At 70.3% G+C, this 13,807-nt stretch carries 11 protein-coding genes; 5 read left to right on the top strand and 6 right to left on the bottom strand.

The window, feature by feature from the left end:
* The first annotated feature begins 450 nt into the window (after window positions 1–450).
* On the top strand, window positions 451–2,784 hold the full coding sequence (locus CLV46_RS07555; RefSeq protein WP_100364205.1) for a rhamnogalacturonan lyase: 2,334 nt from the start codon (window positions 451–453) through the stop codon (window positions 2,782–2,784).
* A 7-nt stretch (window positions 2,785–2,791) separates the two neighbouring features.
* On the opposite strand, the gene CLV46_RS07550 is transcribed toward CLV46_RS07555, so the two are convergent.
* Window positions 2,792–3,397, bottom strand: coding sequence for a TetR/AcrR family transcriptional regulator (locus tag CLV46_RS07550; protein WP_100364204.1), 606 nt, complete (start codon window positions 3,395–3,397; stop codon window positions 2,792–2,794).
* Between the two features lie 72 nt (window positions 3,398–3,469).
* On the opposite strand from CLV46_RS07550, the gene CLV46_RS07545 reads away from it, so the two are divergent.
* A complete protein-coding gene (locus tag CLV46_RS07545; RefSeq protein WP_100364203.1) occupies window positions 3,470–4,783 on the top strand; it encodes an MFS transporter in 1,314 nt (437 codons plus the stop codon).
* A 60-nt stretch (window positions 4,784–4,843) separates the two neighbouring features.
* On the opposite strand, the gene CLV46_RS07540 is transcribed toward CLV46_RS07545, so the two are convergent.
* Window positions 4,844–5,173 (bottom strand): DUF4190 domain-containing protein, encoded by a 330-nt coding sequence (locus tag CLV46_RS07540; protein ID WP_100364202.1) that lies wholly within the window; start codon window positions 5,171–5,173, stop codon window positions 4,844–4,846.
* Window positions 5,174–5,404: 231 nt separating this feature from the next.
* On the opposite strand from CLV46_RS07540, the gene valS reads away from it, so the two are divergent.
* On the top strand, window positions 5,405–7,960 hold the full coding sequence (gene valS / locus CLV46_RS07535; RefSeq protein ID WP_100364201.1) for a valine--tRNA ligase: 2,556 nt from the start codon (window positions 5,405–5,407) through the stop codon (window positions 7,958–7,960).
* Window positions 7,960–8,190 carry a hypothetical protein gene (locus tag CLV46_RS07530; protein ID WP_100364200.1) on the top strand — a complete coding sequence of 77 codons (231 nt, stop codon included), beginning with the start codon at window positions 7,960–7,962 and terminating at the stop codon, window positions 8,188–8,190. The genes valS and CLV46_RS07530 overlap by 1 nt, the downstream gene beginning before the upstream one ends.
* A gap of 11 nt (window positions 8,191–8,201) precedes the next feature.
* On the opposite strand, the gene CLV46_RS07525 is transcribed toward CLV46_RS07530, so the two are convergent.
* The 4 genes from CLV46_RS07525 to CLV46_RS07510 all read right to left on the bottom strand — a co-directional run bounded on the left by CLV46_RS07525 (window position 8,202) and on the right by CLV46_RS07510 (window position 11,756).
* On the bottom strand, window positions 8,202–8,405 hold the full coding sequence (locus CLV46_RS07525; RefSeq protein WP_100364199.1) for a hypothetical protein: 204 nt from the start codon (window positions 8,403–8,405) through the stop codon (window positions 8,202–8,204).
* Window positions 8,402–9,064, bottom strand: a complete 663-nt coding sequence (locus CLV46_RS07520; protein ID WP_100364198.1) for an ArsR/SmtB family transcription factor — start codon at window positions 9,062–9,064, stop codon at window positions 8,402–8,404. The genes CLV46_RS07525 and CLV46_RS07520 overlap by 4 nt, the downstream gene beginning before the upstream one ends.
* Before the next feature lie 165 nt (window positions 9,065–9,229).
* Window positions 9,230–10,786, bottom strand: a complete 1,557-nt coding sequence (locus CLV46_RS07515) for a glycoside hydrolase family 6 protein (protein ID WP_157802263.1) — start codon at window positions 10,784–10,786, stop codon at window positions 9,230–9,232.
* 166 nt (window positions 10,787–10,952) lie between these two features.
* Window positions 10,953–11,756, bottom strand: a complete 804-nt coding sequence (locus CLV46_RS07510) for a class I SAM-dependent methyltransferase (protein ID WP_100364197.1) — start codon at window positions 11,754–11,756, stop codon at window positions 10,953–10,955.
* 31 nt (window positions 11,757–11,787) lie between these two features.
* Between CLV46_RS07510 and CLV46_RS07505 the strand changes: the two genes are divergently transcribed.
* The gene (locus CLV46_RS07505) at window positions 11,788–13,806 is read left to right on the top strand and encodes a M3 family metallopeptidase (RefSeq protein ID WP_100364196.1); all 2,019 of its coding nucleotides are present in this window, start codon (window positions 11,788–11,790) and stop codon (window positions 13,804–13,806) included.
* Window position 13,807 lies beyond the last annotated feature (1 nt).

Raw genomic sequence — 13,807 nt, 5'->3', positions numbered from 1 at the left:
CGGTACCACCTCGCTTGCCGCCCGGTCCGCGGGTGCGGACGAGCGACCGCTCGTTGCGGCGATGACGGGCCGACCCGCTCGGTTCTACTGGGCTCGCGCCGTTCTTCCGAGGACTCCCCGGTGATGGCCGGTTCGCAGTCTGTGCCCTCATCATATCGCGGCGCGAGGTGCGGCCGCATGCCGCCCGCGGGGAGCCGGGTGCCGCACCCGTCACCGCGCGCGCCGCGCCGCCCAGCGTGCCCGTTTGCGACGTTTCCGGCCGCCTGGGAACGATTGCGGCGTCGCGAACGGGCACGCTCGATGGAGGGGCGCCCGCCGCCGTTCGTCACGTCGCGGCGCGGGTGGGGTGTCCGCCGAGCGGCGGACTGGTGGCGTCCCCCGGATGAGGGGTACCCTGGAGGCGGCGGGAAAGCGTTATCCCGCTGCTACTCCGAGAGCAAGGATTCGACGATGAATTCCGAACGACGATCATTCCGACGCGCCCTCCTCGCCGTCGCACTGAGCGGGACACTCGCCGCCACGGGTGTCGCGGGCGCCGCGACGGCCGCCCCGGGTGAAGTCCAGGGCAACGGCAATGGCAACGGCAACGGGCGCGACGACGGCGCCCACCTGGAGCCCCTCGACCGCGGCCTCGTGGCCGCGAGTACGCCCGAAGGGGTGTTCCTCAGTTGGCGGCTGCTCGGCACCGAGGTGACCGGCCACACCGACACGGGCATGCGCGGCACCGACTTCCATGTCTACCGCGACGGGCGGCGCATCGCGACGGTGACCGACAGCACCAACTTCCTGGACCCCGACGGCACGGCCGCCGCGCGCTACCGCGTGCAGCCGACGGACGAACGCGGCCGGCACGGCGGGCACAAGACCGAGGTGACGCCCTGGGCGCAGGCCTCGGTCGACATCCCGTTGCAGAAGCCCGCCGACGGCGTCACCCCCGCCGGTGAGGCCTACACCTACTCGGCGGGCGACATGAGCGTCGGCGACGTGGACGGCGACGGCGCCTACGAGTACGTGGTCAAGTGGGACCCGTCGAACGCGAAGGACGTCTCGCAGGTGGGCTACACGGGCAACGTGTACCTCGACACCTACGAGCAGGACGGCACGCTGCTGCACCGCATCGACCTCGGGGTGAACATCCGCGCCGGCGCCCACTACACCCAGTTCCTCGTGCACGACTTCGACGGCGACGGACGAGCCGAGACGATGCTCAAGACCGCGCCCGGCACCACGGTGACCCGCTACGACAAGCGTGGCGACCCCGCCGAGTCGCGGGCGATCACCCTCCCCCGCGAGGACCGCGCTGCCGGATATACGAACGACGACGACTACCGGATGAGCGCCGCCGACTACGAGGAACACCTGACCGACGTCTTCCAGGGCTGGAGCGGACACCCCGAGGTGATGGCGGGCAATTGGCCGGCGACCCTCGAGGAGGCCTTCGGCATTCCGGTGACGCACGAGTACCCGCTCACCCGCGAGGCCGCCGCGGAGCTCGTCGACTACTTCATCGACGTCTACGCGCCGTCACGATCCGCCCGGAACCAGCTGCGCAACTTCGCGGGCTTCATCCTCTCCGGCCCCGAGTACCTGACGGTGTTCGACGGACGGACCGGGCGCGAGCTGCAGACCGTGCGGTACACGCCGGAGCGGCACGACGACGGACTCATGTGGGGCGACTACGCGATGTCGCGCATCGAGCCCGGCAACCGGGTCGACCGCTTCCTCTCCGGCGTCGCCTACCTCGACGGCGAGCACCCCTCCGCGATCTTCGCCCGCGGCTACTACACCCGGGCGAATATCGTCGCGTACGACTGGGACGGCAAGCGGCTCACGCAGCGCTGGCACGCCGACAGCGGTTGGGTACCGATGACGAATCCGTTCAACGACGGCCCGCACGGCCGCGACGGCACCGACCCGCAGTACGGATCGATCACGACGCAGGGATTCCACTCGCTGAGTGCCGCCGACGTGGACGGCGACGGCCGGCACGAGATCGTCTACGGATCCGCGACGCTCGACGACGACGGCTCGGTGCTCTACTCCTCGGCGGACGTGCTGCCGGCCGGCAGCAGTGCGCCCGGAACGGTTGCGCGGTTGGGCCACGGCGACGCGATGCACGTGACCGACATCGATCCGGCGCGACCCGGGCTCGAGATCTACACCGTGCACGAGGGGGCGACCTCGGCTCCGTACGGCTACGCGCTCCGCGACGCCGCGACAGGCGAGGTGATCTACGGCGCCTACTCGGGTCGGGACACCGGGCGCGGCATGATCGGCGACGTCCGCCCGGACGTGCCGGGCATCGAGACCTGGGCGATCGGCATGCGCAGCGCGTCTGGCGAGCAGCTGTCGTCGCAGATCCCGGGCACCAACCAGAGCATCCGCTGGGCGGCGGACGGCACGACGCAGCTCGTGAACGGAACCGGTGACGGCGATGTGACGATCGACGACTGGACGCGCGGGCGACTGTTGACGGCGACCGGCACGCGATCGAACAACGGCACGAAGGGCAACCCGTCACTCGTGGCCGACGTGTTCGGCGACTGGCGGGAGGAGCTGCTCGTGCGCACGGCGGACAGCTCGGCGATCCGCATCTTCACGAGCACCGAGCTCACGGATCGCAAGCTGTACACGCTCATGCACGACGTGCAGTACCGGGCGGAGGTGGCTCGCCAGCAGACCACCTACAACCAGCCGTCGTATCCGGGCTTCTACCTCGCCTCCGACACCGACTGGTCGACCGTGCCGGTGCCACAGCTCGACCTGCGCGGGCGCGGACGCTGATCGTCCGCTAGCGGCGCGGCGACTCCCCGACCGCCTCACGCACTCCCGACCGCACGAGGTCGAGAGCCCGCGCGAGGCGGTCGCGGAGCTCGCCCCGCCGCACCCCGGCACCGGCCCACGCCTGCCACGCGGCGGCGACCGCTCCGGCGGTCATACGGGCGATGACGTCCGTCGTCTCGGCGTCGAGAGTCGCTCCGCGGCCGAGGGCGTCGCGCAGTTCCCGCCCGAGCCGGGCGGCACGCGCGAGTCCCGCCGCCTCGATCTCCGCGGCGCCGCCCATCGCCTCGGTCTCGGTGATGGCGAGCGGCACGTGCTGCGCGTCCACGCGCGCACCGACGGCGAGGACCCCCTCGAACACGTCCTCGGCGGTTTCGGCGCCGGCGAGGGCGACGCGCAGGGCGTCGAGGGCGTCGTCGACCGCGACCCACACGACGTCGGCCTTGGTCGGAAAGTAGTTGAAGAAGGAGGTACGGCTCACCCCGGCGCGTCGGGCGATCTGGCCGACGGTCGTGGCCTCGTATCCCTGCTCGAGGAACAGCTCGGTCGCAGCTTCTTCGAGCGTCGCGCGGGACGACGATCGCGGGCGTCCGACGCGGGGATCCTCGGCGGGCATAGACGGCCGTCCTTCCGTGTTAGGTTTCTGGACTGCGTCCAAGAATACGCACCCGATTCCCGGAAGGCTCCCGTGACCGCGACCGCCACTCCCGCATCCGCTCCCGCCGTCGACCCCGAACGCCTGCGCACCGCGCGCCGCGTCACGTGGGCCTCGCTCGTCGGCACCGCCCTCGAGTCGTACGACTTCTACGTCTACGCCTACTTCGCCGCCTTCTTCGTCGGCCCCCTCTTCTTCGAGTCGCTCGGCGCGTTCGCCGCGACCCTGTCGGCGTTCATCACGATCGGCGTCGGGTTCATCGTGCGCCCCCTCGGGGCGATCGTGTTCGGTCACCTCGGCGACCGGATCGGACGCCGCCGCACCCTGCTCGTGACCATCGCGATCATGGGCGTCGCGACCGGACTCATCGGCCTGCTGCCGCCGTACGCCGTTGCCGGCTGGGTCGGAGCGATCCTGCTCGTGCTGCTGCGGCTCGTGCAGGGCTTCTCGCTCGGTGGCGAGTGGGGCGGAGCCATCCTCCTCGCGAGCGAGCACGCGCCGCTGAAGCGCCGCGCCTTCGCCGCCGCGATGCCGCAGCTGGGCTCGCCCATCGGATCGATCCTCGCCGCTGCGGTCTTCCTCGTGATGACCGCCTCGCTCTCGCCGGAGGCGATGACCGAGTGGGGCTGGCGCATCCCGTTCCTGACCGCGATCCCGCTGCTGCTCGTATCGCTGTACCTGCGCTGGTCGATCGACGAGACCCCGGTCTTCCGCGATATCGTGCAGGAGGGACGTCGTGACCGGGTGCCGCTCGCGAAGGTGTTCGCGCAGCAGCCGACCGCCCTCGTCATCGCGGTGGGCGCCGCGCTGCTCGGCATCGGCTCGTACTCGTTGATGAACACGTACACCGTCAACTACGGCGTCACCTCGCTCGGGTTCGACTACACCCAGTTGCTCATCGCGACGACGATCGGCGGATTGCTGCAGCTGGTCACGATCCCGCTCTTCGGGGCGTGGGCGAACCGCATCGGCTCGGCGCGCGTCGTCGCCATCGGCGCCGCCGGCACCCTCATCGTGACGTTCCCGATGTACTACCTGCTCCAGTTCTCGACCTTCGAGATCCTCGTCGCGACGATGCTCATCGGCGGGATCCTGCCCACCCTCAGCTGGGCGGCGCTCGGCGGTCTGATGGCCGACCTGTTCGCCGACCACTACCGCTACTCGGCGCTGTCGATCGCGTACAGCGTCGCGGCTGTGCTCTCGGGCTTCGTGCCGGCACTCACGGCCGTCGTCGCGCGGGAGACCGACAACGCCTGGTGGCACCCGGGCATCGTGCTCGCGATCATGTCCGCGGTCACCCTCGTGGCCGCGATCGCCGCGGCCCGCAAGCGCTCCGTCGACGCCTGAGTGCCCGAACGACGACGGGACCGGACCCCAGGGGGCCCGGTCCCGTCGTCGTTGCAGGGTTCAGCCGCAGCTGTAGGTGACGCCGTTCACGAGGTGCTCGCCGGGTCCGAGTTCCGCGCACTGCGCGACGACGCCGCCGATGATGCTGACGACGACCACCGCGGCGATGATCTGCAGCACGAGCACGATCGCGCCGACCCAGATCGCCGCCTTCGCGGGGGTGTTGCGGTAGCCGGCCTTCTTCGACTGGCTGAGCGCCACGATGCCGAGGATGAGCCCGACGATGCTGGCGAAGACGGCGACGGGGATGGCGACGATTCCGAGCGTCTTGCCGGGGAACGTCTCGGGCGCGGCCTGCGGCTGCGACGGGTTCAGGGCGGGGTCGGACACGGTACTCCTCGAATCGGGGACGGGGGTGAAACGGTTGACGGCCGCCGGATGGCAGGCGCGGCACCGCCCGCCAGGGTAGAGGTCGACCGGCCGCCTCCGCCATGGGGAGCGCTCCGCGACGGGCACGGCCGGTCCGCGTTCCGCGACTCCCGGCCGATAGGATGGTCGGCGCAACCCACACTCAGGCACCCATACCGACGCGGTGCCGCACATATCGCTCTGGAGTCCTTCATGTCCGCTGCCCTGCCCGACAAGCCCGCCCTCGAAGGACTCGAGCAGAAGTGGGGCGAAGAGTGGGAGCGTGAGGGCACCTACCGTTTCGATCGCGCCGCGACGACCCGTGAGAACGTCTTCTCGATCGACTCGCCGCCGCCCACGGCATCCGGCAGCCTGCACATCGGGCACGTCTTCAGCTACACCCACATGGACCTCGCCGCCCGATACCAGCGGATGCGCGGCCGCAGCGTCTTCTATCCGATGGGCTGGGACGACAACGGCCTGCCCACCGAGCGGCGTGTGCAGAACTACTACGGGGTGCGCTGCGACCCGTCGCTCCCGTACGACCCCGACTTCACCCCGCCGTTCGAAGGCGGCGAGAACGCGAGCTCGAAGGCGGCCGATCAGCAGCCGATCAGCCGCCGCAACTTCATCGAGCTGTGCGAGCGACTGACGCTCGAAGACGAGAAGCAGTTCGAAGACGTCTGGCGCAAGCTGGGTCTCTCGGTCGACTGGACCCAGAGCTACCGCACGATCGGCGACGACGCGCAGCGGGCCGCGCAGCGCGCCTTCCTGCGGAACCTCGCCCGCGGCGAGGCGTACCGCGCGGATGCGCCGACGCTGTGGGACGTGACCTTCCGCACCGCCGTGGCCCAGGCGGAGCTCGAAGACAAGGAGCAGCCCGCCGCGTACCACCGGGTGTCGTTCCACCGCCCCGACGGCGAGACGATCGAGATCGAGACGACCCGGCCGGAACTGCTTCCCGCGTGCGTCGCGCTCGTGGCCCATCCGGACGACGAGCGCTACCAGCCGTTCTTCGGCACGACCGTCACCACCCCGCTGTTCGGGGTCGAGGTGCCCGTGCTCGCGCATCACCTCGCCCAGCGCGACAAGGGCTCCGGCATCGCCATGATCTGCACCTTCGGCGACGTGACGGATGTGGTCTGGTGGCGCGAACTGGACCTGCCGAACCGCGCCATCATCGGTTTCGACGGCCGACTCGTCGCCGACCCGCCCGCCGCCCTCGAGACCGAGACGGCCCGGGCCGCCTACGCGGAGCTCGCGGGCAAGACCGTCTTCAGCGCGAAGCAGCGCGTGGTGGAGTTGCTGCGCGACTCGGGTGACCTCATCGGTGAGCCCCGCAAGATCACCCACCCGGTCAAGTTCTTCGAGAAGGGCGACCGGCCGCTCGAGATCGTGTCGACCCGTCAGTGGTACATCAAGAACGGTGCGCGCGACGAACAGCTCCGTGAGGCGCTGCTCGAGCGCGGCCGCGAGATCAACTTCGTGCCCGACTTCATGCGGGTGCGTTACGAGAACTGGGTGGGCGGCCTCACCGGCGACTGGCTCATCTCCCGGCAGCGGTTCTTCGGGGTGCCGATCCCCGTGTGGTACCCGCTCGGACCCGACGGCGAACCGATCCACGGCGAGGTGATCGTGCCCGGCGAGGACGCGCTGCCCATCGACCCGAGCTCCGCAGCGCCTCCCGGGTACGACGAGTCGCAGCGCGGTCAGGCGAACGGGTTCATCGGCGAGATCGACATCATGGACACGTGGGCGACCTCGTCGCTCACCCCGCAGATCGCCGGCGGCTGGGAGACCGATCCCGAGCTCTTCGACCTGGTGTTCCCGTACTCGCTCCGCAGCCAGGGACAGGACATCATCCGCACCTGGTTGTTCTCGACGACTCTGCGGGCTCAGCTCGAGCACGGCACCGTGCCGTGGCACAACGCCGGCATCTCGGGCTTCATCGTCGACCCCGACCGCAAGAAGATGTCGAAGTCGAAGGGCAACGTCGTCACGCCGGCCGCGATGCTCGACGACCACGGTTCGGATGCGGTGCGCTACTGGGCGTCGTCGAGCCGCCTGGGCACGGATGCCGCCTTCGACCCGCAGAACCCGAAGCAGATCAAGATCGGCCGACGTCTGGCGATCAAGATCCTCAATGCGGCGAAGTTCGTCTACTCCTTCCCCGAGCCCGCGGATGCGGCGGTGACCGAGCCCCTCGATGCCGACATGTTGGCCGAGCTCGCACGCGTCGTGCGCACCGCGACCGCGGCGTACGAGGAGTACGACCACGCCCGCGCGCTCGAGGCGACGGAGCAGTTCTTCTGGACCTTCTGCGACGACTACCTGGAACTCGTCAAGGAACGCGCCTACGACACCTCCGACGCCGCGGGCCAGGCGAGTGCCGTGACCGCTCTTCGGGAGGCGGTCGACGTCACGCTGCGGCTGTTCGCCCCGGTGCTCCCGTTCGCCACCGAGGAGGTGTGGAGCTGGACGCACGAGGGCTCCGTGCACACCGCCGCATGGCCGACCGCGCCGACCGCGGACGAGCCGACCGGGTTGCTCGCGCTCACGAGTTCGGCCCTCATCGGCATCCGGCGGGCGAAGACCGAGGCTAAGGCGAGCCAGAAGACGCCCGTGACGCGGGCCGTCATCGCGGGACCCGCGCTCCTCGCCCAGGCCGCCGTCGACCTCAAGGCCGTCGGCCGCATCCGCGAGCTCGAGTTCGTCGAGGCGGACGAGGTGTCGGTGACGGCGATCGAACTCGAAGAGACGGAGTCCTGATGCAGATCGGCACCCGCTGGGCTGTGGGCGGCGAACCGCCCGCGCGACTTCCCGAGGCGGTCGTCGAGGCCGTGCGCGGAGTCGAGGCGGAACTCGCCGATGCGGACACGTCGCGTTGGCGCTGGACGCTCACCTGGTTGGAGAACCGCCCCGTCGTCGAGCTGGACGACGGGACGGTCATCCGGGTCGGGCGTGACGGCACGGTGACCGTCGCCCACGACGAGCTCTAGCCCGTCGTCGCTCAGCCGAAGACGTCGTACGCGCGCCGGGCGGCCTCTTCGCGCAGCTCACGCTCGACGGCGCGCCGCAGCAGGGCGGCCTCGCGCGCGGGCTGGTAACGGTTGCGCCGCCCCCAGTCCACGAGCAGCATGCCCAGCCAGACGGCGAATCGTTCGAGGTGGCTCGCGCGACGGAGGTGCCGGTGGTGAGCCGTAACCGTGGTCATGATCTGCCTCTCTTCTGATCGTCACTGTAGGTGGGGCCTCCGACGTCGGGGCGGTCGTCGGCCGGGGTCTCGACTCCGTCGAGAACGGGGAACGCGTCGATCTGCACTTGCACGGGACGCGATCCGGGCACAGGGTGGTGTTTCTGGTGGCGGTACCGGTCGACGTAGCCGTCGACGAGCGCCAGCAGCTCCGCACTGAGCGAGCGCAACTGCTCGTCGGTGAGGAACAGGTTCGCCGTGCTGGACACGGTCGCGGAGATCCACCGCTCGGGGAGTTCGTCCTCGCCGCGCAGCAGGAACGCGTCGAGCAGCTCCGCACGGTTGCGCTGCCACTCCCTCATGACGAGATCACTCGCCGGACGGGCGGCCTGCGGGAGCTTGCGCGGCTCGATGTTGATGCCACCGGGTCGGCGTTCCCACCAGCGTTCGCGACCGCTGCCGCGGTCGGCGACCTCCTGCACGAAGCCGTGACGCTCGAGCTGCCGCAAGTGGTAGCTCGTCGCCCCGCTCGTCTCGCCGAGTCGATCCGCGAGGCCGCTCGCGGTGTGCGGTCCGTAGACCGAGAGCACGTCGAGGATCTTCACGCGCAGCGGATGCGCGAGTCCCTTGAGCGACGCGAAGTCGATCTCGATGTTCTCGGGAGGGGTTTCGTCGGCCATGTCTGCAAAGATACCTTTGCACGATTTCCTTTGCAAGGATTTCTTTGCATGGGTTTCTTTGCATTCTTCCCCTGCACGCCATCCCCGGGACATGCGGAACGGCGGGGCCGCCGCGGCGACCCCGCCGTTCGCGTGGCTCCCGGATAGGAGCCGAGGATCAGACCATCAGTACGAGACGCACGGCGATCCGTCGAGGGTGAAGAGCAACGGCTCGCTCATCGTGCTGCCGTTCGTCTTGCCGACGAGCGCGACCACCGTCGTACGACCCGGCTGGATCGACCGCGACCCGGTCACCGCCACTTCGACACCGTCCTGGGTGAACGAGCCGGGGAGCGCCCGGTGAACCGTCTCGGCCCCGGCGAACGACCACGCGAGGGACCAGTCCCCCGTCGGTTCGGTGCCGGTGTTGCGCACCCGGACGGTCGCGGCGAAGTTGCCCTTGAGCGGACCCTTCACGTCGAAGGAGACGTGGCAGGTCTGGGTCGGAAGCGCGGGCTCGGCGAGTTCGACGAGCTCGCGCGCCTGCTCCGGGAACCACTGCCCCGCGGCGGGGTCGATCATGCCGCGTTCGGGGTCTTCGGGGCCGCCGGTGCCGCGGTAGCACTGACCGTCGGACTCCCCCGGGACCTTGATCCAGAAGTAGGCGTCGATGAGCGGCTCACCGGTCTCGGTCGTCGGCGTCAGCCCGGCGCCGCGGGCGGGCGGGTTGCACCACACCTCCGGATCGGTGTACTTGCCGACGGGCGCCGTCCAGGGTCCCTGGCCGTTGCGACTCGTGTCGATCACGAAGTGGGCTTGCGCCGCGGGGTCACGGGTCACGCCCGTGTCGGCGTAGGCCTGGTCGTACGCGGCGTCGGTGAGGCCCCACGTGGAGAAGTCGTCCGGGCTCGCCGGGTAGTACTGGCTGCCGCAGAACGCGGGCTCGTACCAGCTGTTCACCGAGAGGTTGAGGCAATCGGAGATCCACGTGCCGTACTTCTGCAGGCGCTCGGTCTGCACGTAGTTCGACGCGTTGAGGAAGAATCCGTCCGCCCGCTCGACGCCGGCCTTGATCAGGCGGTCCGTGATGTCGCCGACACCGAGCCAGCCGCTGTGCGTGCCGTCGAGGTAGACCGCGGTGTTCGGCAACGCCGTGAGGGCGTCGACGGCATGGTTGAGCTGCACGAACCGGTCGGATGCGGCGGTCGCCGAATCGAGTTCGGCCGGCTGACACCACTCCAGTTCCCCGTTGATCGTCGTGTACCAGGGGATGATCCCGAGACCGTCGGGCTCGAGGATGACCACGGCGTCGCGGTCGCCGATGCCGGCGGCGAGTCCGTCGATCCATGCGGTGTAGGCGGCCGTGTCGGCCGCGCCGCCCGCGGAGTACTGCGCGCAGTCGCGGAACGGCAGGTTGTAGGCCACGAGCACGGGGACCTCGTCGGTGGCGTCCGCCGCGCCGACGAGGGCGGCGACCTCGTCGCGCACCTGGTCGGGCGTGCCCTCGGTGAACCAATTCGCGGAGGCGAAGCTCCCGAGCAACTGGGCGTCGGCGCGAGCCTGGCCGTCGAGCGTGGCCGCCGCCTGCAGGGTCGTGCTCTGCGGGTTGACGAAGAGCTCGTCGTCCGGACCGATCACGTCGTTCGCCGCGAGGGCCGGTTGGGCGGCCACGAGGCCGCCGAGCGAGAGGGCTGCGGTCGCCAGCACCGCGGAGATCCGTCTCGTCTTTGAGATGCGAGTCATTCTGCTTTCTCCCGGATTCATGCGCCGGTCGTCAGTGACCGGCGTCGGAGCGACGCGAGCGGGCGCCTCCCGTGGGAGCGCTCCCACCCGGAAGCTCACGACTACCCTCACCGACCCCCGATCGGGTGTCAAGCGGTCGTGAGGAGCCTGGGAGTTCGAGCCGGGGTCAGTCCCGGGCGAGGATCTCGCCGTGCGGCATCGCGAACCACCCGTCGGGGTGCTCGGCCCACTCCCGCCACGCCGCCGCGATCCCTTCGAGGTCCGCCCGCGTCGCGTGCCCGTTGTCGATCGCGTCTGCGGCGAACTGCGACTCGGTGGCGCGCTCGGCCCACGAGCCGCCCCACCACGCCCGCTCCTCATCCGACGCGAAGCACCAGATCGACGTGGAGGAGGCGACCGAGGCGAAGCCCGCCGCCCGAGCCCAGCTCTTCAACCGGCGTCCCGCATCCGGTTCGCCGCCGTTGCCGCGGTGTACGCGCAAGTACAGGTCGAGCCACTCGGCGAGCCCCGGCAGGAGCGGGAACCACATCGTGCCGGAGTAGTCGACATCTCGCGCGGCCACGACTCCCCCGGGCCGCACCACCCGGCGCATCTCCCGCAACACCTCGATCGGTCGGGCCACGTGCTGCAGCACCTGGTGCGCGTGCGCGATGTCGACGCTCGCGTCGGGCAGGTCGAGCTCGTAGGCGTCCGCGACCGCGAACCGCACGTTGCCGACACCACGCTCGTCGGCGAGGGCCTGCGCCTGCTCGACGATGCCGGGGGCCGCATCGACGCCCGTCACCCGGCCCGGCGCGACTCGCTCGGCGAGGTCGACCGTGATGGTGCCGGGACCGCTGCCCACGTCGAGCACATCGAGTCCCGCCGCCAGGTGCGGGATGAGGTAGGCGGCCGAGTTCTCCACCGTGCGCCAGGTGTGCGAGGCGAGAACGCTGGGATGGTGGCCGTGGGTGTAGCTCTCACGCGTCATGTTCGCACTCTACGGAAATAGCATCGGGAGCATGGACAACCCGCTCTTCGCACCGAGCCCGCTGCCGTACGGTCTGCCGCCGTTCGCCGACATCGAGCCGGAGCACTACCTCCCGGCGTTCGAACGCGGATTCGCCGAACAGCGCGAGGAACTCGAGCGCATCGCGTCGGACCCGGAGGCACCCGGCTTCGAGAACACGATCGCCGCGTGGGAGCGCTCGGGGCGGCTGCTCGAGCGGGTGAGCCGCGTCTTCGGCAACCTGTCGTCGTCGCACGCGACGGGGCAGATCGACGAGATCGACGAACGGGTCGCGCCGCTCGAAGCGGAGCACCGCGACGCGATCCTGCTGGATGCACGCCTGTACGCGCGCGTGCGGCAGCTGCACGACGACATCGACGCGCTCGGGCTCGACGAGGAACAGCGCTACCTGCTGCAGCGGCGGTATCGCAACATGACCCTCGCCGGTGCGGGACTCGACGCCGCCACGACGGAGCGGTTGCGAGCCATCAACTCGCGGCTGTCGGAGCTCACCACCCGCTTCAAACGCAACCTCCTCGATGACGGCAACGACCTCGCCGTCCACGTGGCCAGCGCCGAGGAGCTCGACGGCCTGTCGCCGGGCGAGCTCTCCGCGGCCCGGTCGGCGGCCCAGGAGCGCGGGCTCGAGGGCTACCTCGTGACCCTCGTGCTCTACACGGGGCACCCGTGGCTCGCGTCGCTCCGCTCGCCGACGACACGGGAGCGGGTGATGGCGGCGTCGCGGGCGCGCGGCTCCCGCGACACCGCCCACGACAACCGGCCGGTGCTGCTCGAGATCGTGCGGCTGCGTGCGGAACGGGCCCGGCTGCTCGGCTTCGACACCCACGCCGGCACCGTCACGGCCGACGAGACGGCCGGGACCCCCGAGGCGGTGGCCGGGCTCCTCGAACGGCTCGCTCCCGCCGCGGCGCGGAACGCCGCCCGTGAGCACGCCGAACTCGAGGCCCTCGCGGGCGCGCCGGTGACCGCCGCCGATTGGGCATACTACGCCGATCGCGTGCGCGCGGAACGCTTCGCGGTCGACACGAGCGCGATGCGCGACTACTTCGAGGCCGACCGGGTGCTGCGCGACGGGGTGTTCTTCGCCGCGACGGGTCTCTACGGCATCCGTTTCACCGAACGGCACGACCTCGTCGGGTATCACCCGGATGTTCGCGTCTTCGAGGTGACCGAGGACGACGGTACCCCGGTCGGCCTCTACCTGCTCGATCTCTACGCCCGACCCACCAAGCGCGGCGGGGCCTGGATGAACTCGCTGATCCAGCAGAACGCCCTGCTGGATCACCCGACCGTGGTCGTGAACAACCTCAACGTGCCGAAGCCCGCCGAGGGCGAGCCCACCCTGCTCACGCTCGACGAGCTGACGACGCTGTTCCACGAATTCGGGCACGCCCTGCACGGGCTCTTCGCCCGCGCGACGTACCCGTCGCTCGGCGGCACGAACGTGTACCGGGACTTCGTCGAGTTCCCCAGCCAGGTGAACGAGATGTGGGCCCTGTGGCCCGAAGTGCTGGCGAACTACGCCGTGCACCACGTCACCGGAGAACCCATGCCGACGGAGCTCGCCGAGAAGGTCAGCGCCGCCCGCTCATACGGAGAGGGGTTCGCGACGAGCGAGTACCTCGCCGCGGCGCTGCTCGACCAGGCGTGGCACGGGATCACCGCGGATGACCCCGTGGACGACGTGGAGGAGTTCGAGCGGAACGCCCTCGCCCGAGTCGGACTCGACCATCCGGCCGTCCCCCCGCGGTATTCGAGCACCTACTTCGCGCACGTCTTCTCGGGCGGCTACGACGCCGGCTACTACTCCTACATCTGGAGCGAGGTGCTCGACGCGGACACGGTGGAGTGGTTCCGCGAGAGCGGCGGACTCACCCGCGAGAACGGCGAGCGGTTCCGCCGGCTGCTGCTGCAGACCGCGGGCACGCGCGAACCGCTCGACGCGTATCGCGAGTTCCGCGGCCGCGACGCCGAGATCGCACCACTGCTGCGCCGACGCGGACTCGACTGAG

Origin of the sequence: Diaminobutyricimonas aerilata (assembly GCF_002797715.1) — a bacterium.
Classification (GTDB): Bacteria; Actinomycetota; Actinomycetes; order Actinomycetales; family Microbacteriaceae; genus Diaminobutyricimonas; species Diaminobutyricimonas aerilata.
The sequence above is the reverse complement of the archived record's forward strand: the minus strand, read 5'-3'. Positions and strand labels throughout refer to the sequence as shown.